A 21,235-nucleotide genomic window follows, 5' to 3' on the forward strand; every position below is an offset into this window, starting at 1 on the left:
CCCCCGTTTCAGACCACAGACTTACGACCCTGAGAGGGATTGACGCATAGTGCTCGACGTCAACTTCTTCGACGAGCTCCGGATCGGCCTGGCCACCGCTGACGACATCCGCCAGTGGAGCCACGGTGAGGTCAAGAAGCCCGAGACCATCAACTACCGCACCCTGAAGCCCGAAAAGGACGGACTCTTCTGCGAGAAGATCTTCGGTCCGACCCGGGACTGGGAGTGCTACTGCGGCAAGTACAAGCGCGTCCGTTTCAAGGGCATCATCTGCGAGCGCTGTGGCGTCGAGGTCACGCGCGCCAAGGTGCGCCGTGAGCGGATGGGCCACATCGAGCTGGCCGCGCCCGTCACGCACATCTGGTACTTCAAGGGTGTCCCGAGCCGTCTGGGCTACCTGCTCGACCTGGCTCCCAAGGACCTCGAGAAGGTCATCTACTTCGCCGCGTACATGATCACGTACGTCGACGAGGAGCGCCGTACCCGCGACCTGTCCTCCCTGGAGGCGCACGTCTCGGTCGAGCGCCAGCAGATCGAGAACCGCCGCGACGCCGACCTCGAGGGCCGCGCCAAGAAGCTCGAGTCCGACCTGGCCGAGCTGGAGGCCGAGGGCGCCAAGGCCGATGTGCGCCGCAAGGTGCGCGAGGGTGCCGAGCGCGAGATGAAGCAGCTGCGCGACCGTGCGCAGCGCGAGATCGACCGCCTCGACGAGGTGTGGAACCGGTTCAAGAACCTCAAGGTCCAGGACCTCGAGGGCGACGAGCTGCTCTACCGCGAGCTGCGTGACCGCTTCGGCACGTACTTCGACGGCTCGATGGGTGCCGCGGCGCTGCAGAAGCGCCTGGAGTCCTTCGACCTCGAGGAGGAGGCCGAGAAGCTCCGCGAGATCATCCGCACCGGCAAGGGCCAGAAGAAGACCCGTGCCCTCAAGCGGCTGAAGGTCGTCTCCGCGTTCCTGCAGACGTCCAACAGCCCCAAGGGCATGGTCCTGGACTGCGTCCCGGTCATCCCGCCGGACCTGCGTCCGATGGTGCAGCTGGACGGTGGCCGCTTCGCGACCTCCGACCTGAACGACCTGTACCGCCGTGTGATCAACCGCAACAACCGTCTGAAGAGGCTCCTGGACCTCGGTGCCCCGGAGATCATCGTCAACAACGAGAAGCGCATGCTTCAGGAGGCTGTTGACGCCCTCTTCGACAACGGCCGTCGCGGTCGCCCGGTGACCGGCCCCGGTAACCGCCCGCTGAAGTCCCTCAGCGACATGCTGAAGGGTAAGCAGGGTCGATTCCGTCAGAACCTGCTCGGTAAGCGTGTCGACTACTCGGCGCGTTCCGTGATCGTCGTCGGCCCGCAGCTGAAGCTGCACCAGTGCGGTCTGCCGAAGGCGATGGCGCTGGAGCTGTTCAAGCCGTTCGTGATGAAGCGCCTGGTCGACCTGAACCACGCGCAGAACATCAAGAGCGCCAAGCGCATGGTGGAGCGCGGCCGCACGGTCGTGTACGACGTCCTCGAAGAGGTCATCGCCGAGCACCCGGTGCTGCTGAACCGTGCTCCCACCCTGCACCGCCTCGGCATCCAGGCCTTCGAGCCGCAGCTGGTCGAGGGCAAGGCCATCCAGATCCACCCGCTCGTCTGCACCGCGTTCAACGCGGACTTCGACGGTGACCAGATGGCCGTGCACCTGCCGCTGTCCGCGGAGGCGCAGGCCGAGGCCCGCATCCTGATGCTGTCCTCGAACAACATCCTCAAGCCGGCCGACGGCCGTCCGGTGACGATGCCGACCCAGGACATGGTCCTCGGTCTGTTCTTCCTCACCACCGACGGCGAGCTGCGTGACACCAAGGGCGAGGGCCGGTCCTTCGGCTCCACGGCCGAGGCGATCATGGCGTTCGACGCCGGCGAGCTGGCGCTCCAGTCGCCCGTGGACATCCGCTTCCCGGTGGGCACCATCCCGCCGCGCGGCTGGACCCCGCCGGCGCGCGAGGAGGGCGAGCCCGAGTGGCAGCAGGGTGACACCTTCCGCCTGCGGACGACCCTGGGCCGTGCGCTCTTCAACGAGCTGCTGCCCGAGGACTACCCGTTCGTCGACTACTCGGTGGGCAAGAAGCAGCTCTCCGAGATCGTCAACGACCTCGCCGAGCGCTACCCGAAGGTCATCGTGGCGGCGACGCTCGACAACCTGAAGGCGTCCGGCTTCTACTGGGCCACCCGTTCCGGCGTCACCGTCGCCATCTCCGACGTCGTCGTTCCCGAGGCGAAGAAGGAGATCGTCCGCGGCTACGAGGCGCAGGACGAGAAGGTCCAGAAGCAGTACGAGCGCGGTCTGATCACCAAGGAAGAGCGCACTCAGGAGCTCATCGCGATCTGGACCAAGGCGACCAACGAGGTCGCCGAGGCGATGAACGAGAACTTCCCCAAGACCAACCCCATCTTCATGATGGTTGACTCGGGTGCCCGAGGAAACATGATGCAGATGCGGCAGATCGCCGGTATGCGTGGTCTGGTGTCGAACGCGAAGAACGAGACCATCCCGCGTCCGATCAAGGCGTCCTTCCGTGAGGGCCTGTCCGTGCTGGAGTACTTCATCTCCACGCACGGTGCCCGTAAGGGTCTGGCGGACACCGCCCTGCGTACCGCCGACTCGGGTTACCTGACCCGTCGTCTGGTGGACGTCTCGCAGGACGTCATCATCCGCGAGGAGGACTGCGGCACCGAGCGCGGCCTCAAGCTGGCGATCGCCGAGCGTGGCGAGGGCGGTGTCCTGCGCAAGACGGACAACGTCGAGACGTCCGTGTACGCGCGCTGCCTCGCCGAGGACATCGTCGTCGACGGCAAGGTGCTGGCCCCGGCCGGTACCGACCTCGGTGACGTGCTCATCGACGAGCTGGTCAAGAACGGCGTCGCGGAGGTCAAGACCCGCTCGGTCCTGACCTGCGAGTCCGCCGTCGGCACCTGCGCGATGTGCTACGGCCGTTCGCTCGCCACCGGCAAGCTGGTCGACATCGGTGAGGCGGTCGGCATCATCGCCGCCCAGTCCATCGGTGAGCCCGGTACCCAGCTGACGATGCGTACCTTCCACACCGGTGGTGTGGCCGGTGACGACATCACCCAGGGTCTGCCGCGTGTCGTCGAGCTCTTCGAGGCCCGTACCCCGAAGGGTGTCGCCCCGATCTCCGAGGCGAGCGGCCGCGTCCGCATCGAGGAGACCGAGAAGACCAAGAAGCTCGTCGTCACCCCGGACGACGGCAGCGACGAGACGGCGTACCCGATCTCCAAGCGTGCCAAGGTCCTGGTCAGCGAGGGCGAGCACGTCGAGGTGGGCCAACAGCTCACCGTGGGTGCCACCAACCCGCACGACGTGCTGCGCATCCTGGGTCAGCGTGCCGTCCAGGTCCACCTGGTCGGCGAGGTCCAGAAGGTCTACAACTCGCAGGGTGTGTCGATCCACGACAAGCACATCGAGATCATCATCCGGCAGATGCTGCGCCGTGTGACGATCATCGAGTCCGGCGACGCCGAGCTGCTGCCCGGCGAGCTGGTCGAGCGCTCGAAGTTCGAGACCGAGAACCGTCGTGTGGTCCAGGAGGGCGGTCACCCGGCCTCCGGTCGTCCGCAGCTGATGGGTATCACCAAGGCCTCGCTGGCGACGGAGTCCTGGCTGTCGGCCGCCTCCTTCCAGGAGACGACCCGAGTCCTGACGGACGCGGCGATCAACGCCAAGTCCGACAGCCTCATCGGCCTCAAGGAGAACGTCATCATCGGTAAGCTCATCCCGGCCGGTACGGGTCTGTCCCGCTACCGCAACATCCGGGTCGAGCCGACCGAGGAGGCCAAGGCCGCGATGTACTCGGCCGTCGGCTACGACGACATCGACTACTCGCCGTTCGGCACCGGCTCCGGCCAGGCCGTCCCGCTGGAGGACTACGACTACGGTCCGTACAACCAGTAAGCGAGCAGCTTGAACTGAAGGGCGGTCACCCCTCCTGGGGTGGCCGCCCTTCGGCGTGTCCGGTGAGCGTCAGCGATGCAGGCCGAGGTAGGGCTGCAGGGCGTTCAACCGGGTGACGTGGTCCGGGTGGGAGGACAGGAGCCTGTCCAGGGTGCCGGGCTCCTTCAGCTTCCGGCCGGTCGCGGCCAGGGCCGCCTTCGTCGCCGCCTCCTCGGCCTGGGAGTGGTGGAGCACCTCCGCCAGCTGACGGGCGAAGCCCAGCTCGGCGGCCTGCTGGTCCGCGCGCAGCTCGCCGCGCCGGCCCGCGTAGGCCAGCAGATAGGGAGCGAGCACGAGCGGGATCGTGAGGTACCAGGCGGCGAAGAACGCGGCGACCGCGACCAACGCCATGAACAGGATCAGGAACCCGGTCGCCGCCATGGAGAAGACACCGGCGACCGCGATCGCGAACCGTGCCAGCCCTCTGGTCACCGCCCAGGCGATCCGGCCGGGCAGCGAGTACCAGTAGCCGAGCAGACCGGCCCAGGCGTGGCCACCGGTGTGGTGCCCCAGCTCGTGCGCGAGTACGGCGGCCAGGTTGCTGGTCGGGATCCGGTTGAGGGAGTAGGTCGTGACGCCGACGACATGGCCGGCCACCGCCACCGCGTTCAGCTCGTCGCTGTTCTCCACCATCAGCTCGTACGTGCCCGGTTCGATGCCCGCCCGGGCGGTCACCTCGTTCCAGATCGGCTCCAGCCGGGCCCGTTCATCCTGCGTGGGCGGGCGGAGCTTGAGCACGTACCGGGCGAAGGCCAGCTCGGTCGGCCGGTGGAAGACGAGCAGTCCGGAGGCGACCCAGGCCACGACCACCAGCGTTCCCACGACGCTTCCGAACAGGCCGAGGGCTATGGAGCTGACCAGCGCGAGGCTCACCAGGGCGCCCGGCAGCTGCACCGCCAGCCGCCCGATCGCCGTCGCGTCGGCCCCACGCTGATGCTCGGCCACATGCAGACGGGCGCCGCGGTGCCGGTAGTCGAGGTCGTCGGGAGCGGGTTCCGGAGCGGTGCCGGTCGGGTAGTGCGGGGGTGGGCCGGGGATCGTCGGTGTGCTGGCCGGGTAGTGCGGGGGTGGGCCTGCGGTGGTTGGTGCGCTGGCCGGGTAGTGCGGGGGTGGGCCGGGGATCGTCGGTGTGCTGGCCGGGTAGTGCGGGGGTGGGCCTGCGGTGGTTGGTGCGCTGGTCGGGTAGTGCAGGGGTGGGCCGGGGATCGTCGGTGTGCCGGCTGGGTATTGCGGGGGCTGGCCTGGGGTGGTTGGTGTGTCGGCCGGGTATTGCGGGGGCGGGCCCGGGTGCGATGGTGGCGTCGTGGCCGGGTGGGCCGGGGGAGCGAAGGCATGGCCCGGAACAGGGTGCGGGTACGGCGGCGCGGCGGCCGGGTGCGCCGGCTCGCCCGGATACGACGGCGGGCCGACGGGTGGAGCGGGGTGAGTGGGCGGCGTGGGAACGGTGGCTTGGGGGGAGGGGGACTCGCCTGGATAGGGCGGGGGGCCGGCGGGTGGGGTCGGACGCGATGCTTCCGGGTAGGACGGTTCGGCTGGGTACCGCGGCGGGCCGGGCGGCGCCGGGATCGTGGCCCGGGGGTACGACGGCTCGGGGTACTGGGGCGGTACGGACGGGTCCGGCGGCTGGGACATGAGCGGGCTCCTTGAGCGAGTGCGGGGACGTCAGCCGATCAGCGCGGCGGCGGGCAGCAGCAGGGCACCGACGCAGAAGGCGATCAGGCCGGTACGGATCCACCGGTGCTTGGACGCGGCGATCCGGCTCTTCTCGGCGAGCGCGGCCAGCACGGCGGCGGTGGGATCCCGGTCGGTGTCGGCGAGCGCCTCCGCCAGCCGGCCCTGCCGTACCGCCTGCTGGATGTCGCCGAAGTAGCACAGGGGTCGTCCCTCGGCCCACGTCCCGGAGCGGAAGCGGGGCAGGACCGCGAACAGCAGCGCGACCAGCGACAGGGCCAGCGCCGTCGCCCCCGCCCACCACAGACCGGTGCCGGGAGCGGAGAGCCGGCCCGGCGACCAGTTCTTGCCTGCGACCAACCCGGTGAAAACCCCGGCTGTCATGCCCAGCGCCGCCACCAGCACGGAGGCCTTGGTGTCGGCCCGCGCGATCTCCTCGCGCAGCTCGGTCAGCAGCCGTTCCGACGCGGGGTGGGGGAGGGTCATGCCGACCCCGCCTCGGGGGAATCGTCCTGGGCCGTTCCGGGCGCGGGCGGTACGGCCGGCGCGGGCCCGTCGGAGACGAGCGTCAGCGGAGGCACGCCTGGCGCGGGCGGCACCGGCGGTGCGGGGGGCGGGGGAGGCGTCGGGGAGGTCGGGGAGGTCGGGGAGACGTAGGACGCCTGGTCGCGGTGGCCTTGCCCGTACGGCGCCTGTCCGTACGACGGCTGTCCGTACGGCGCCTGTCCGTACGGCGCCTGTCCGTACGGCGGTTGTGCCTGCGGCGGCTGCCCGTACGGGGCCGGGGCGGCGCCGGGGGCTGCGTACGGGGCCGGTGGCTGGGCGGGCGGCGGGCCCGGTGCGTACGGCTGCGGTGGGACGTACGGCTGCTGCGGCGGCGTGCCCGGGAGCAGGGCCTGGGGCGGTGCCGCCTCCTCACGCATGAGGTCGTCGACGGAACGCAGGACGGTGCGGGCCGACTCGGCCTTCTGATAGTCCTCCAGGGTGTCCCCGGCGATCAGTTCGAGTTCCTTGCGGATGGCGCCGAGCTGGTCCTTCTGCAGGGTGCCGACGACCATCCGGGTGTCCCCGGGGTGGGCCGCCAGGTGCAGGGCCCAGGCGGCGACACCGCCGTGCTGGAGCCAGTACTGGTAGAAGGCGATCTTCTGCGCGACCAGCTCCTGGGACTGCTGCTCGCGCAGGACGTTCCGTTGGTGCTCGAGCTGTGCCTGGCGCATCAGGTACTCGTGCTCGGGGTCGAGCATCTCCGACTCGTAGCGCAGGGCGCGCTTGCGCCGGCGGTGGGCGACCGCGTCGTCGTCCAGCCGCAGCCGCACCACGCACGTCACCTTCAGACCGGTGCCCGTGGCGAACGAGACGTCCTCGACCGCCCGTTGTACGGCGCGCTCGGCGGCGGGGCTGTCCTCGATGGGGTAGCGCCGGGTCACCGGGCGGGCCACCTGCTGCAGTTCGCTGGTGAGCCGGGTCGGCACGTCCCGCTCGCCGCTCGCCACGAGGGCGATCGGATCGGCCACCCGCCAGGTGAGGTCGGCGGTCGCGCCGAAGGAGAACGCGTCGTCGTCACTGGGCAGTTCGAGTTCCAGCTGGACCGGGTGGCTGCCCATGTCCACCTCGTACACCGAGGTGTAGCGACGGGTCGCGGCCTCCGTGCGGCTCGGGCGGTGCGGCGGCAGGTAGACGTCGTACGAGCCGCTCGCGGTGACGAAGACCAGGGCGTGGTCGATCGCCCCGACCTGCCGGCGGGCGGTGTAGTCGAACCGTGAGATCGGACGCACGGTCAGCACCGGGTCGATCAGCGCGGTGTGCCGGTCGGCGTTCTGCGTCCACTCCGGCGGTCGGCGGAAGTCCGACATGGCTCAACTCCTCTTGTTCCTGGGTTCAGTGCGCGGCCGACGCCGGGTGCAGCACCGAGAGCAGGCGCTCGGCCATCGGCGGGTGGGGGCTGCCGTCCTCGGCGCGCATGGTGCGCAGTTCGTGGTCGAGGCGCTTGCGGTCCTCCGCCGTGACGACCAGTGCGGGCAGCAACAGCTCCAGGGCCCGTGCCGCATCCGCGCGGCGGGCGGCGACGTGCACCCAGGTCTGCAGGGCGTTCAGCGCGGGCCGGGTGTGAGTGCGGTCGCCCAGCGCCGTGCGCCACAGGGTGGCCGTGTCGCGGGCCGCGTCCGCCTGGTACATGCCGGTCTCGGCGTACCAGCCGACGAGGGCGCCCTCCTCGGCGTTGTCGCAGGCGCGGGCGAAGGCCGCCAGGGCGAGGTCGCGGACCGCGGGGGTGTCCCGGTACAGCAGCCGTACGAACTCGGCGAGCACCTCGCCGCGGCGCTGGCCCGCGGACAGCAGCAGGGCGGCGGACTCGGTGAGGTTGTTCTGCTCGGCCTGGCTGCTGGCGTCGACCCGGGCACGGGAGGCCAGCGCGTCCAGGGCCGGCCCGGCCAGGTCGGGGCGGAGCGGGGCGAGCAGCCCGAGGGCGCGGATGGCGGTCCAACGGCGCTCCCACCGGCCGTCGTTGCACCACTGGGTGAGCAGCCGCAGAACGACCGGAGCGCCGAGCAGCTGGGCCAGCGTGAGGGTGTTGGCGGCGGTGACACGCGGCCCGACGGCGCGTGCGGTCGCCCAGCCGTCGACGAGCAGCGCCATCGTGGAGGGCAGGTCGGCGGCGGCGAGCAGCGCGGCGGCCGCGGCGGCGCGGGTACGGACCAGCGGACGGCCGTCGCGGGCGAGCTGCCGCAGCCACTGGACCAGGGCCGGACGGGCCGAAGGGTGGCTGGTCCACACCTCGGTGAGCAGCACCTGGGAGGTGCGCTCGTCACGGAAGGCGGCCATGAACTGCGGCACCGGACCCCAGTCGGTCTGCTCCTGCCGCACCTCCCCGTCGGCCCGTGCGAGCGCGAGGCGGTCCTCGGCGGCCGGCCCGAACACCGGGATGGTCGGCGGCCTGTCGGGGTGCTGCAACCGCTCGAAGTGCACGAACAGCTGGTCGGCCAGCTCGGCGGCGAGGACGTACGGCGCCTGGTCGAAGACGGCGAGCGCGATGAGGAAGGCCTTGTCGCGCAGATCGGTCTCCGGGTCGCCGAGCCAGTCCCGGCACTGTTTCTCCACGGCGGCCTGTCCGAAGTCCGCCAGCCGCGCCAGCGCCTCCGGGCTGCCGTCGTACGCGGTCAGTGCCTCGGCGAACGCGGCGGCCTCGGCCGGATGGCGGTCGGCGGCAAGGAAGCCGGCCACCGGCTCCAGCGCGAGCAGGGCATCGGCGTCAGCGGGTCTGCGCCGGGCGAGCAGGGCCCGTACGACGTCCTCGGCGGGCGGCGGGGTCCACGGGCAGGGGGTGACGCCGGGCAGATGGGGTGAGTTCTCGACGGTGACGACGAGATAGCCGCCGGAGCTGACGAGTTGCTCGCGGGCCGCGAACAGATGGGTGTCGCGCAGTGGCCGGTTGCGGCTGAGCGGCAGGTCGCGCAGGACGTGGCCGCCGGGCCTGCCGAGCAGGCCGCTGAGGGCGGCGGGCGTGGTCTCGGGGCTGAGCGCGTGTACGGCGGGGACACCGAGACGGTGCACCAGCATCAGGGCGGCGGCGTTGCGGCCGGTGGCGTGGGCGCCGGAGAGGACCAGCACCCTCTCCTCGCGTAACCGCTTCAGCGCGGACGCGAAGGCGGGTCCGTCGGCGTAGCCGGCCGCCAGCTCCTCGATGCGCTCGCGGGGTATCTCGCCGGAGGCGTCGGGCGTGACGCCCGCGCCGCCGTGGTGGTGGATCTCGGTACGTCCGCCCAGGTAGACGTCGCCGTCGACCCGGCCGCCGGACACGCCGTGCTGGGCGCCGCCGACCAGACTGCCGCCGAAGCGGGCCTCGTCGCCGAGGAAGAAGCCCGGGGTGTGCGCGAACAGCTCCCGCTGGGCGGCCCGGGCCTCCTGGGTGCCGTCCGCCTCCGGCTCCGCGCCGGCGGTGTCCTGCGGTGGGTCCTCGGCGGGCCCCGGCTGTCCCTGCGGTGACGGTCCGGGCGGGGACTGCGGGGGAGGAGCGGCGCCGGGAGAGGCGCCGTCGAAGGCGGGTGCGGTGCCGGGTGCTGCCGTCACGACTGAGCACCCCCCGTTCCGCCGAGGTGCACGTCTCCGGTGACCTGCCCGCCGGACACGCCGTGCTGGTCACCGGCGACGAGGCTGCCGCCGAAGCGGGGCGAGCCACCGCCGAAGTTGAACACGACACCGCCGGAAGGCGCCTGCTGCTGCGGAGCCGCGCTGGCCCCGCCCGCTCCTGCGGCGGCGTTCGTACCCGCGTCGGCGTCGCCCGTCGGTGCCGTCGGCGCCCCCGGTGCCGGGACGTCCCCCGACGTTCCCGGCACCGGGGTTTCCCCCGCCCCCGTGTCACCGTGGTTCGCGGTGCCGCGTGGTACCGGCCCGTGCAGCCAGGCGCGCAGCGGTCCGTTCTTGCCGGCCAATGTCACCGCATGGAAGTCGTCGGCCCGGATGCCGTGGTGGTCGTGGCGCACGATCCCCGTGTGCACGCCCTCCGACACGCACAGGGCGAAACCGTCCGCCCGCTCCCGCAGGGCGGTGCGCAGCAGCGGGGCGTCGAGCAGCCGGCAGGCGTGGTTCAGGTCGGAGCCGACCCAGCCGCCGTGCTCGTCGACGGCCACGTACCCGGTGGCGACCACGCCCCGCAGCCGGATCTGGGCCGAACTCGACGCCAGCCGGTTGTAACCGTGCAGCTGGGCCGGCACCTCGGTGAGCAGGGCCCGCAGCAGGGCCGGTACGGAGGCGTCCGCGTCGATCAGCTCCATGACGGAGTCGCCCCGGTCGGCCCGCAGGCGCCGTGTCTCGTCGATCCCGGCGTGATCCAGGGCCCGGTCGGCGATGTCGTAGAGAACGCGTCGCAGATACGCCTGCTCCACGTCGTCCCGGTCGCTGTACCTCTCGATGTCGAGCAGGAGCATCGTCCGGCTCACGGGGTCGTTCATGATCGCCTCTCGGTGGTTGCCGTACTGGGTCGGGTCGCGCCGCCGATCAGCAGAGTGGCGCGGGGGAACGGAGGGACGTGAGGACGGATGAACCACTCGGACTGTGACCGTGTGCACAGAAGGCGCCTCGGCTCACGGGTGGCGCGCACGGCACGGCGTGCGCGCCTCTCACCGCGGCGCCTCCGCACGCGTCACTGCGGCGCTTCCGCCCGCGTCATCGCGGCGCTTCCGCCCGCGTCACCGCGGCGCCTCCGCCCGCGCGATCCTGCGCAGCACGTCCGGCCGTACGATCACCAGCGCCCGTCGGCCGGTGCGGACCACGTCACGCTCCCGCAACTCCTTCAGCAGCCGCTGCACGGCCTCGCGGGAGGCCCCCACCGAGCCCGCGAGTTCCTGCTTGCTCAGCGGGACGGAGACCTCGATGCCCTCGGCGGTGCGCCGGCCGTGCGTGCGGGCCAGGTCCAGCAGCAGGACGGCGAGCCGTTCGCGCACGTTCATGGAGGCGAACTCCAGGCGGCGGCGGTCGGCCGCGCGGGTGCGGTCGGCGGTGAGGCCGAGCAGCGCGAAGGAGACGGCGGGGGAGCCCCGGAGGAAGTCCCGGAACCGCTCGTGCTCGACGGCCAGCGAGCGCACCGGCTCCAGCGCGGTCACCGTGGCCGACCGCGGCCGCCCGGTGAGCGCCGCCGACTCGCCGACGATGTCACCGGGACCGCGCAGCGCGAGCAGCGCCTCGTAGCCGTTGGCGGCCGCCGCGGTCACCTTGGTCCAGCCCTGCACGAGAAAGATCACGTGGGAGGACGGCTCGTGCTGGTGGATCAGCACGGTGCGGGCGGTGAAGGCCAGCTCCCGGCCGAGGGCGAGCAGCGCCTCGCGGTCCTCGGTTTCCAGCCGGGCCAGGAAGGGCACCCGGTCGTCCAGGCCGCCGTCGTCCCGTGAGTAGGCGGCCGTCCAGGTGGTCGTCATGCCGGTCCCCCGAATTGTTCACCCGCAGCGGACGGATCAACGTACTGAAAGCGCATCGGGCATATCCGCGGCAAGAGCGGAAACCAGCCAGACGCGAGCGAAGGCCGCTTCCGGTGGGTCCGACCAGCCCTGACACCGTGCCGGGGCGAGTCCTTGGCGGCCGTCGGACAACTGGGCCGAAACCCGGCCCACGAGGTGAGAAGTCCGGCGTGTCGGTGCCCGCTCCATTTGTTTTGACCGAAGTCCGTGAGGTAGGTACGCTCAGACCTTGTGCCTGGGGTGTGCCCTGGCTCTCGTGCGTGCCTTCAGACCGCATGGCGAGCCGCGAGCGGCCACCGTAATCTGTGCTCTTTTCGCCTTCAGGCGAGAGTCCGCCGGATTCGACACACCCGACCGCGTGGGTCGGCGACGTTCCAGGTTAGCTGTACTCATCGGCACACAGAAACCGGAGAAGTAGTGCCTACGATCCAGCAGCTGGTCCGCAAGGGCCGGCAGGACAAGGTCGAGAAGAACAAGACGCCCGCACTCGAGGGTTCCCCTCAGCGTCGTGGCGTCTGCACGCGTGTGTTCACGACCACCCCGAAGAAGCCGAACTCGGCCCTGCGTAAGGTCGCGCGTGTGCGTCTGACCAGCGGCATCGAGGTCACCGCTTACATTCCGGGTGAGGGACACAACCTGCAGGAGCACTCCATCGTGCTCGTGCGCGGCGGCCGTGTGAAGGACCTCCCGGGTGTTCGCTACAAGATCATCCGCGGTTCGCTCGACACCCAGGGTGTCAAGAACCGCAAGCAGGCCCGCAGCCGCTACGGCGCCAAGAAGGAGAAGTAAGAATGCCTCGTAAGGGCCCCGCCCCGAAGCGCCCGGTCATCATCGACCCGGTCTACGGTTCTCCTCTGGTGACCTCCCTCATCAACAAGGTGCTGCTGAACGGCAAGCGTTCCACCGCCGAGCGCATCGTCTACGGCGCCATGGAGGGTCTGCGTGAGAAGACGGGCAACGACCCGATCATCACGCTGAAGCGCGCGCTGGAGAACATCAAGCCGACCCTCGAGGTCAAGTCCCGCCGTGTCGGTGGTGCGACGTACCAGGTTCCGATCGAGGTCAAGCCCGGTCGTGCCAACACCCTCGCGCTGCGCTGGCTCGTCGGTTACTCCCGCGCCCGTCGCGAGAAGACCATGACCGAGCGTCTGCTCAACGAGCTTCTCGACGCTTCGAACGGCCTCGGTGCGGCCGTCAAGAAGCGCGAGGACACGCACAAGATGGCCGAGTCCAACAAGGCCTTCGCGCACTACCGCTGGTAGTCGCAGTCCACATCGAGACCGAGAGAAGACTGAAGCCTTATGGCTACCACTTCGCTTGACCTGGCCAAGGTGCGCAACATCGGCATCATGGCCCACATCGACGCGGGCAAGACGACCACCACCGAGCGGATCCTGTTCTACACCGGCGTTTCGTACAAGATCGGTGAGGTCCACGACGGCGCTGCCACCATGGACTGGATGGAGCAGGAGCAGGAGCGTGGCATCACGATCACCTCTGCTGCCACCACCTGTCACTGGCCGCTGGAAGACGTCGACCACACCATCAACATCATCGACACGCCGGGCCACGTCGACTTCACCGTCGAGGTGGAGCGTTCCCTGCGCGTGCTCGACGGTGCCGTGACGGTGTTCGACGGCGTCGCCGGCGTTGAGCCCCAGTCCGAGACCGTGTGGCGTCAGGCGGACCGCTACGGCGTTCCGCGTATCTGCTTCGTCAACAAGCTCGACCGTACCGGTGCCGAGTTCCACCGCTGCGTCGACATGATCACTGACCGCCTGGGCGCTCAGCCGATCGTCATGCAGCTCCCGATCGGTGCCGAGGCCGACTTCAAGGGCGTCGTGGACCTGGTCCGCATGAAGGCGCTCGTGTGGTCCGCCGAGGCCACCAAGGGCGAGATGTACGACATCGTCGACATCCCGGACACCCACACCGAGGCTGCCGAGGAGTACCGCGGCAAGCTGGTCGAGGCCGTGGCCGAGAACGACGAAGAGATCATGGAGCTGTACCTGGAGGGCCAGGAGCCCACCGAGGAGCAGCTGTACGCCGCGATCCGTCGTATCACCATCGCGTCCGGCAAGGGCACCGGCACCACCGTGACCCCGGTGTTCTGCGGCACCGCGTTCAAGAACAAGGGCGTCCAGCCCCTGCTCGACGCGGTCGTGCGCTACCTGCCTTCCCCGGTTGACATCGAGGCCATCGAGGGCCACGACGTCAAGGACCCGGAGACGGTCGTCAAGCGCAAGCCGTCCGACGACGAGCCGCTGTCCGCGCTGGCGTTCAAGATCATGAGCGACCCGCACCTCGGCAAGCTCACCTTCGTCCGGGTTTACTCGGGCCGCCTGGAGTCCGGCTCTTCGGTGCTGAACTCCGTCAAGGGCAAGAAGGAGCGCATCGGCAAGATCTACCGCATGCACGCCAACAAGCGTGAGGAGATCGACTCGGTGGGCGCCGGCGACATCGTCGCCGTCATGGGCCTGAAGCAGACCACCACCGGTGAGACGCTGTCCGACGACAAGAACCCGGTCATCCTGGAGTCCATGGACTTCCCGGCGCCGGTCATCCAGGTCGCCATCGAGCCCAAGTCGAAGGGCGACCAGGAGAAGCTGGGCGTCGCGATCCAGCGCCTGGCCGAGGAGGACCCGTCCTTCCAGGTTCACTCGGACGAGGAGACCGGCCAGACCATCATCGGTGGTATGGGCGAGCTGCACCTCGAGGTGCTGGTCGACCGTATGCGCCGTGAGTTCAAGGTCGAGGCCAACGTCGGCAAGCCGCAGGTCGCGTACCGCGAGACGATCCGCAAGGCCGTCGAGCGCGTCGACTACACCCACAAGAAGCAGACCGGTGGTACCGGTCAGTTCGCGAAGGTGCAGATCGGCATCGAGCCGCTCGAGGGTGGCGACACCTCGTACGAGTTCGTGAACAAGGTGACTGGTGGTCGTATCCCGAAGGAGTACATCCCTTCGGTGGACGCCGGTGCGCAGGAGGCCATGCAGTTCGGCATCCTCGCCGGTTACGAGATGACCGGTGTCCGCGTGATCCTGCACGACGGTGCTTACCACGAGGTCGACTCCTCCGAGCTCGCCTTCAAGATCGCCGGCTCGCAGGCCTTCAAGGAGGCCGCGCGCAAGGCTTCGCCCGTGCTGCTCGAGCCGATGATGGCCGTCGAGGTCACCACGCCCGAGGACTACATGGGTGAGGTCATCGGCGACATCAACTCCCGCCGTGGCCAGATCCAGGCCATGGAGGAGCGGGCCGGTGCCCGCGTCGTGAAGGGCCTCGTGCCCCTCTCGGAGATGTTCGGTTACGTCGGCGACCTGCGCAGCAAGACGTCCGGCCGTGCGAGCTACTCCATGCAGTTCGACTCCTACGCCGAGGTTCCGCGGAACGTCGCCGAGGAGATCATCGCGAAGGCCAAGGGCGAGTAACGCACCGCGTTCACACGCCGTAGGCTTGACTCCGGAGCCTCAAGGGGCAAACAGCCGTAAACCCGGATGTTTGCCCCCGGTTCCGGGCCTTTACAGCAAAGATCACCTGGCGCCGATGAAGTAAGGCGTACAGAACCACTCCACAGGAGGACCCCAGTGGCGAAGGCGAAGTTCGAGCGGACTAAGCCGCACGTCAACATCGGCACCATCGGTCACATCGACCACGGTAAGACGACCCTCACGGCCGCCATTACCAAGGTGCTGCACGACGCGTACCCGGACCTGAACGAGGCCACCCCGTTCGACAACATCGACAAGGCTCCTGAGGAGCGTCAGCGCGGTATCACCATCTCCATCGCGCACGTCGAGTACCAGACCGAGGCGCGTCACTACGCCCACGTCGACTGCCCGGGTCACGCGGACTACATCAAGAACATGATCACCGGTGCCGCGCAGATGGACGGCGCGATCCTGGTGGTCGCCGCCACCGACGGCCCGATGCCGCAGACCAAGGAGCACGTGCTCCTGGCCCGCCAGGTCGGCGTTCCGTACATCGTGGTCGCCCTGAACAAGGCCGACATGGTGGACGACGAGGAGATCCTGGAGCTCGTCGAGCTCGAGGTCCGTGAGCTCCTCTCCGAGTACGAGTTCCCGGGCGACGACGTTCCGGTCGTCAAGGTCTCCGCTCTCAAGGCCCTCGAGGGCGAGAAGGAGTGGGTGGACTCCGTCCTCAACCTGATGAACGCCGTCGACGAGGCCATCCCGCAGCCGGAGCGCGACGTCGACAAGCCGTTCCTCATGCCGATCGAGGACGTCTTCACGATCACCGGTCGCGGTACGGTCGTCACCGGCCGTATCGAGCGTGGTGTCCTGAAGGTCAACGAGACCGTCGACATCATCGGCATCAAGACCGAGAAGACCACCACCACGGTCACCGGCATCGAGATGTTCCGCAAGCTGCTCGACGAGGGCCAGGCCGGTGAGAACGTCGGTCTGCTGCTCCGTGGCATCAAGCGCGAGGACGTCGAGCGCGGCCAGGTCATCATCAAGCCGGGCTCGGTCACCCCGCACACGGAGTTCGAGGCCCAGGCCTACATCCTGTCCAAGGACGAGGGTGGCCGCCACACGCCGTTCTTCAACAACTACCGCCCGCAGTTCTACTTCCGTACGACGGACGTGACCGGCGTGGTGACCCTCCCCGAGGGCACCGAGATGGTCATGCCGGGTGACAACACCGAGATGTCGGTGGCGCTCATCCAGCCCGTCGCCATGGAGGAGGGCCTGAAGTTCGCCATCCGTGAGGGTGGCCGCACCGTGGGCGCCGGCCAGGTCACCAAGATCACCAAGTAAGTTCCGCTTGCTTGAGGGTCACTGACTGACCTCAGAGAAGGCCCGTACGACTTCGGTCGTGCGGGCCTTTTCGCATGCCCTTTTGCGTTCGTGGCGCATGTCACGCCCTTGTGATCATCACCCCTGGGTGTTGCCTGTGAAGAATTGAGTGTTAAAGTTCCGCCGTCTTCACTTGTAGGGGCCTGACCTCCCCCGAAGGCTGGAGACCCTGTGTTGACACGGAATATTTCAGGGGGATTTGTGTCTGTTTGTGCCGCGCCTGTCTCTATGGCTGCGAAGACGGCTGACCTCGCCGCGCGCTGAGTGCGACCTCCGGCTCCGGCCGTGACCTACGGTCGCCGGCGCATTGATTCCCCGGCCACGCGCTCGCGTGGGCCGTGCATTTCGAATTCATCGGGCTTTACCCACCTGTGCGTCCATGCCGTTCCCGGCATGGCTCGGCTGCGTTTTCCGGTGCTCTGAAGTCAGGATGCTCGCCGTCGTCGGCGACACCCCTATCGACACCCCGCGTCGACACCCCCTTATCCGCGCACCCAAAAGCGCACGAATGCCTACGTATTCATACGGCACGAGAGGAACCAGTCGTGGCAGACGAACAAGTTCTCAGGGCTCAGAAGTGGGTGAACTCCACCTACCGCGGCGTCGCGGGCTACGTCGCCTGTCCGGAGGACGGCCACCCCGGCTGGGGGACCGTGTACTCCCTCATCATGGGCCTCCAGCACGAGCTGGGCCTCAGCCCGGTCGCATCGTTCGGCCCCGGCACCTACGCCAAGTTCGACGCCCTCGGCGACATCGGCTTCCAGTGGGACAAGAACCGCAACATCGTCGCCATCCTCCAGTTCGGCATGTGGTGCAAGGGCTACTGGGCGGTCGAGCCGGGCAGCGAGGGCTGGTTCACCGGCGTCACCCGCGACGCCGTCAAGAAGCTCCGCGACAACATGGGCATCGGCGGCGACGGCGTGATCAACGCCAAGCTGGCCAAGGCCATCCTCAACATGGACGCCTACGTCGTGGTGGCCGGCGGCACCGACGGCATCCGCTCCATCCAGCAGTGGCTCAACGGCCGCTACTGGAACCGCAGCGCCTACAGCATCGGCCCCTGCGACGGCATCTACTCGCGCGACGTCCAGAAGTCGCTGATGATCGCCCTCCAGTACGAGATGGGCATCTCGGACCCGAACGGCAACTTCGGCCCCGCCACCCAGACGGCCGTGAAGTCCCACACCCTCGCGCAGGGCGACTCCGGCGTCTTCGTCCAACTGTTCTCCGCCGCCTGCCTGTTCAACTCGCCGACGTACGACAGCAACGACAACCCGGTCACCATGACCTGGGGGTCCAGCTTCGACTCGGGACTCGCCCATTGGGTCACGGACTTCCAGAAGTTCAACCGGCTGACCGTCAACGGCCAGGGAGACTACGAGACCTGGGCCCAGCTCCTCGTGTCGATGGGCGACCCGGACCGGCCCGCGACCGCCTCGGACACCCGATTCGAGATCACCGCCTCGCGCGCCAAGTGGCTGTACGCCAACAACTTTCGGTACGTCGGCCGCTACATCTTCGACCCGCCGGGGTCGACGCTCGACAAGGAGATCAAGCCGGGCGAGCTCGACACCATCTTCGGCGCCGGCCTGAAGGTGTTCCCGATCTACCAGGACAACGCCCGCAAGCTGTCCGACTTCACGTACACCAACGGCTACCAGCACGGGCTCAACGCGCACAAGAAAGCGTCCGAGCACGGCTTCAACCGGGGCACCACCATCTACTTCGCCGTCGACTACGACGCGACGGGCGAGGAGATCGACAGCGCGGTCGTCCCGTACTTCCAGGGTGTGCAGGCGGCCTTGGCCAGCCAGGGGAAGAAGTACACGCACGGTGTGTACGGCTCGCGCAACGTGTGCACGCGCGTCAGCGACAAGACGTACGCGCGCTTCTCCTTCGTCTCCGGCATGTCCTGGGGCTTCTCCGGGAACCTCGGCTTCCCCATCCCGCGGAACTGGTCGTTCAACCAGATCAAGGAGTTCCGGGTCACCGACGGCTCCGACTCCTTCGACCTGGACCGCGATGTCGTCTCCGGGATCGACCGGGGTGTGTCGTCGGTCAACGACAAGGGCGGCCCCGCGGACGACTTCATCGCCTACATCCAGAAGCTGTACGACCTGGCGGGCGCGTACGGCGCCAGTGGGCAGAAGCGCAGCCAGTTGGTCATGGAGTACATCCGCCACACCGCCTACGGCAACAGGGACACGGCCAACAAGCTCGGCTGGTGGTACCTCATCGGCTCGTACGACTCCGGGTTCGTCGACTACTGCGACAGCCACGGCATGAGCGTCAAGACGACCTTCACCGACCCGTTCACCGGCTACCAGCTCGGCCCCGAGCACATGATGGCGACGGCCAACGCCCACCTGCTGACGGACCAGCCGGGCAACAAGAAGTCCGCGAACGGCGGTGACGTCGGCGGCTGGGCCGGCGACCTGATGACGTTCTGGACCGACTGGCGCAACTCCGAGCAGCAGTACGCCGACCCGCTGAAGTTCGCCCACGACAAGCTCGCCGTTCCCGGCGTCGCCTCGTCGTTCGGCTTCGACGACCTCATCGAGGACGCCGACGGCTATCTGCTCGCGCGGGCGGTGCGCGGCGGCAAGAACATCGTCGACGCCGTGAAGGCGCACTACAACGGCAGCAACGGAGTCCAGGCCGGGGGCCTGACCCGCTTCAACGACTACTTCACGCAGCGCTGGGGCAACGCCACGGACTGCAAGACCAGCGCCCACAACGCCCTCACGGCGGTCGACGGCACCCTCTCGGTCGCCCAGGCCTACCTCATCAGCTACGCCGGGGCGGTGCTCCCGTCCGACTACCAGAACCTGCCGGGCGGCTACGACAAGCTCAGCAACTTCGAGCAGGGCTTCGTCGACGCGCTGCTCGCCCGCATGGGAACGGAGAAGAAGAAGTTCTCCGTGTACAAGGAGAACCACGAGCGGTACCTGAAGGCGGCGCGCGCCCGCTGAACCGCGAACCGGCAGCAAACGGAGCAGAGAGCAAGGCATGAAGGCACTGGGACTCCTCACGGTCGTCGCCGTACTCATCGCATGGCTGGTGTGGAACGCGTGGAATGTCTTCCGCATCGGCACCGGCGTGCGGGACGGCGCCTGGCGGCGCCCCATGTGGTGGACGCGCCTGTGCTCCGTCGCGCTCTTCGTCGGCGTCGCCACGTGGATCCGGGGAGTGTTCGCCACCGGCCTCGACACCCGCAAGACGTGCCTCTTCGTCCACCACGAACGCTATGACGAGGCATACCAGAGGTCCCACGCCGCCGAATTCAGCAAGATCTTCCCGCTGCACAACAAGTGCAACCCGCACGCCGACCTGGTGCCCGCGTGGGTCAATCCGACCATCGTGATCTGCGCCGTCGTCGCGTCGGCCGCTGCCGCCGTTCTTCTGTGGTTCGCCACCACATATGTCATCAGCCTGTTCAGAAAGGAGGACCAGTCGTGACCCTGACTGGTCTGTCACGCCGCCGCTTCATAGGCGCCACGTCCTCGGCTGCCGCCGCCGCGACGCTCATCGACTTCGGCGGGGCGGGTACAGCCGCGGCCGACCCGGGTACCGGCAACGAGCCCCGGGGGTGGAAGGGAGAGAAGTCCCGCAACGGCTGGCCGGTGCTCTCGAAGGCACCCAGCCAGCTCATCGAGGGCAGCAGCCAGAAGGTGAGACTCGCGGAGGGGGACGCGGCCGTGGTCCTCCTCCACGTGGCCCGCCGCTTCCACTACGAGATCGACTCCCTGCGCGCGGGGGACGTGCACGGCTGGACCGCCCACCGCGATGTGACAGAGCCATACGAGTCGAACTACCTCTCCGGCAGCGCCATCGCCATCCGCCCCCTGTGCTACCCGACCGGGGCGAAGGGCAACTTCTACCCGAACGAACTGGTGGTCATCCGGGACATCTTGAGCGAACTCGACGGCACGGTGGCCTGGGGCGGCGACTTCAAGACACCGAAGGAGTCCCACTTCGAGCTCACGGTCCGCCCCGGCCACCCCCGCCTGAAGGGCGTGGCCCGCAAGATCCAGGGCTGGCAGACGGGCCCCGGCAACCACGGCGCGGGCGCGACGGACGCCTTCGACCCGAAGCGCCGCACGGTGTCCCGCGCGTTCGAGCGGCGTACGGCGAGCTGATCCCGTGTGAGGACTTGAGCGGCACGAGGCGGCGCTGCGCTTCCTCGGCGAGTTCGGTGGGCCGGTCACCTATGGCCGGCCCGCCGACACGGTCACCCGGTCGGCCATCCGGTTCGATCCCCTCACCGGGCCGATTCGACCGAGGGCCGGACGGTGATCTCGGCCCATACGGTCTTGCGCGGGGTCCGGCCCGGCGAGACGCCCCAGCGGTCGGCCAACGCCTCCACAAGGACCAGCCCGCGCCCCGACTCGCCCTCGGCGTCCGCGGGTTGCATCCGGGGCAGGCGGTCACCGCGCGTGTCGGTGACCTCGATGCGAAGTGTGTCGCCGACGACGTAGAGCGTGAGCCGGAAGTTCCGTCCGGACACCCGGCCGTGGGTCGCGGCGTTGGCCGCCAGCTCGGCCACGATGTGCTGCGCCGCCTCCAACGGCAGTCCCCAGGTGCGGAGTTGTTCGGTGGCGAGCAGCCGGGCGAGGCGGGCGCCGCGACGCGTGGGGGACAGGAGGACCGTGAAGTTGGGGATGGTGGTTTCTTGAATCACGTCACTCAGCGTGGCCGGATGTGTTTCCGTGGGGGAGTGACAACGCCCTTACGTACGGTGACTGTCCCGGCTTTGTCTCGGCTGTCTCGGCTGTCCCAGGCGTTGTACGGGTACGAGTGCGCGTCGGAGG

General features: G+C 68.9%; 15 protein-coding genes. 8 read left to right on the forward strand and 7 right to left on the reverse strand.

Annotation, left to right across the window (positions count from 1 at the left end):
- Window positions 1-49 precede the first annotated feature (49 nt).
- Window positions 50-3,949: a DNA-directed RNA polymerase subunit beta' gene (locus ACWC0C_RS31075; protein WP_449196298.1), complete on the forward strand. Its 3,900-nt coding sequence runs from the start codon at window positions 50-52 to the stop codon at window positions 3,947-3,949.
- A gap of 69 nt (window positions 3,950-4,018) precedes the next feature.
- Here the strand turns inward: ACWC0C_RS31075 and ACWC0C_RS31080 are convergent, their stop codons facing one another.
- The 6 genes from ACWC0C_RS31080 to ACWC0C_RS31105 all read right to left on the reverse strand — a co-directional run bounded on the left by ACWC0C_RS31080 (window position 4,019) and on the right by ACWC0C_RS31105 (window position 11,568).
- On the reverse strand, window positions 4,019-4,933 hold the full coding sequence (locus tag ACWC0C_RS31080) for a M48 family metalloprotease (RefSeq protein WP_450867380.1): 915 nt from the start codon (window positions 4,931-4,933) through the stop codon (window positions 4,019-4,021).
- A gap of 717 nt (window positions 4,934-5,650) precedes the next feature.
- Window positions 5,651-6,145 (reverse strand): Pycsar system effector family protein, encoded by a 495-nt coding sequence (locus ACWC0C_RS31085; protein ID WP_450867382.1) that lies wholly within the window; start codon window positions 6,143-6,145, stop codon window positions 5,651-5,653.
- Window positions 6,142-7,512, reverse strand: a complete 1,371-nt coding sequence (locus tag ACWC0C_RS31090; RefSeq protein WP_450867383.1) for a PE-PGRS family protein — start codon at window positions 7,510-7,512, stop codon at window positions 6,142-6,144. Before ACWC0C_RS31090 ends, ACWC0C_RS31085 begins: the two co-directional genes overlap by 4 nt.
- A gap of 25 nt (window positions 7,513-7,537) precedes the next feature.
- Window positions 7,538-9,724 carry a hypothetical protein gene (locus ACWC0C_RS31095; protein ID WP_450867384.1) on the reverse strand — a complete coding sequence of 729 codons (2,187 nt, stop codon included), beginning with the start codon at window positions 9,722-9,724 and terminating at the stop codon, window positions 7,538-7,540.
- Entirely contained in the window at window positions 9,721-10,605 is an 885-nt protein-coding gene (locus ACWC0C_RS31100) for a hypothetical protein (RefSeq protein WP_450867385.1), read from the reverse strand. Before ACWC0C_RS31100 ends, ACWC0C_RS31095 begins: the two co-directional genes overlap by 4 nt.
- A 237-nt stretch (window positions 10,606-10,842) precedes the next feature.
- Window positions 10,843-11,568 (reverse strand): Crp/Fnr family transcriptional regulator, encoded by a 726-nt coding sequence (locus ACWC0C_RS31105; RefSeq protein ID WP_449196292.1) that lies wholly within the window; start codon window positions 11,566-11,568, stop codon window positions 10,843-10,845.
- A gap of 456 nt (window positions 11,569-12,024) precedes the next feature.
- Here ACWC0C_RS31105 and rpsL point away from each other — a divergent pair, with 456 nt between their 5' ends.
- From rpsL to ACWC0C_RS31140, 7 genes are all read left to right on the forward strand, one after another.
- The gene (rpsL, locus tag ACWC0C_RS31110; protein ID WP_003948652.1) at window positions 12,025-12,396 is read left to right on the forward strand and encodes a 30S ribosomal protein S12; all 372 of its coding nucleotides are present in this window, start codon (window positions 12,025-12,027) and stop codon (window positions 12,394-12,396) included.
- 2 nt (window positions 12,397-12,398) lie between these two features.
- Window positions 12,399-12,869: a 30S ribosomal protein S7 gene (gene rpsG, locus ACWC0C_RS31115; protein ID WP_003992340.1), complete on the forward strand. Its 471-nt coding sequence runs from the start codon at window positions 12,399-12,401 to the stop codon at window positions 12,867-12,869.
- A gap of 39 nt (window positions 12,870-12,908) precedes the next feature.
- Window positions 12,909-15,035 (forward strand): elongation factor G, encoded by a 2,127-nt coding sequence (gene fusA / locus ACWC0C_RS31120; RefSeq protein ID WP_449196291.1) that lies wholly within the window; start codon window positions 12,909-12,911, stop codon window positions 15,033-15,035.
- A 156-nt stretch (window positions 15,036-15,191) separates the two neighbouring features.
- Window positions 15,192-16,385, forward strand: a complete 1,194-nt coding sequence (tuf, locus tag ACWC0C_RS31125; protein ID WP_449196290.1) for an elongation factor Tu — start codon at window positions 15,192-15,194, stop codon at window positions 16,383-16,385.
- 584 nt (window positions 16,386-16,969) lie between these two features.
- Complete coding sequence (locus ACWC0C_RS31130) at window positions 16,970-19,396, forward strand: glycoside hydrolase domain-containing protein (RefSeq protein WP_450867387.1); 2,427 nt, start codon at window positions 16,970-16,972, stop codon at window positions 19,394-19,396.
- A gap of 37 nt (window positions 19,397-19,433) precedes the next feature.
- Window positions 19,434-19,883, forward strand: coding sequence for a hypothetical protein (locus ACWC0C_RS31135; RefSeq protein WP_450867389.1), 450 nt, complete (start codon window positions 19,434-19,436; stop codon window positions 19,881-19,883).
- Complete coding sequence (locus ACWC0C_RS31140; protein WP_449196287.1) at window positions 19,880-20,563, forward strand: hypothetical protein; 684 nt, start codon at window positions 19,880-19,882, stop codon at window positions 20,561-20,563. The genes ACWC0C_RS31135 and ACWC0C_RS31140 overlap by 4 nt, the downstream gene beginning before the upstream one ends.
- A gap of 122 nt (window positions 20,564-20,685) precedes the next feature.
- Here the strand turns inward: ACWC0C_RS31140 and ACWC0C_RS31145 are convergent, their stop codons facing one another.
- The gene (locus tag ACWC0C_RS31145) at window positions 20,686-21,105 is read right to left on the reverse strand and encodes an ATP-binding protein (RefSeq protein WP_450867391.1); all 420 of its coding nucleotides are present in this window, start codon (window positions 21,103-21,105) and stop codon (window positions 20,686-20,688) included.
- Between the last annotated feature and the right edge of the window lie 130 nt (window positions 21,106-21,235).

The organism is Streptomyces sp. NPDC001709 (assembly GCF_053596375.1).

What these genes read in the sequence shown, in the direction of transcription:
- ACWC0C_RS31085 (WP_450867382.1), bottom strand. Translation starts at nt 6,145, where the DNA reads ATGACCCTCCCCCACCCCGCGTCGGAACGGCTGCTGACCGAGCTGCGC.
- ACWC0C_RS31090 (WP_450867383.1), bottom strand. Translation starts at nt 7,512, where the DNA reads ATGTCGGACTTCCGCCGACCGCCGGAGTGGACGCAGAACGCCGACCGG.
- ACWC0C_RS31100 (WP_450867385.1), bottom strand. Translation starts at nt 10,605, where the DNA reads ATGAACGACCCCGTGAGCCGGACGATGCTCCTGCTCGACATCGAGAGG.
- ACWC0C_RS31105 (WP_449196292.1), bottom strand. Translation starts at nt 11,568, where the DNA reads ATGACGACCACCTGGACGGCCGCCTACTCACGGGACGACGGCGGCCTG.
- rpsG (WP_003992340.1), top strand. Translation starts at nt 12,399, where the DNA reads ATGCCTCGTAAGGGCCCCGCCCCGAAGCGCCCGGTCATCATCGACCCG.
- fusA (WP_449196291.1), top strand. Translation starts at nt 12,909, where the DNA reads ATGGCTACCACTTCGCTTGACCTGGCCAAGGTGCGCAACATCGGCATC.
- ACWC0C_RS31135 (WP_450867389.1), top strand. Translation starts at nt 19,434, where the DNA reads ATGAAGGCACTGGGACTCCTCACGGTCGTCGCCGTACTCATCGCATGG.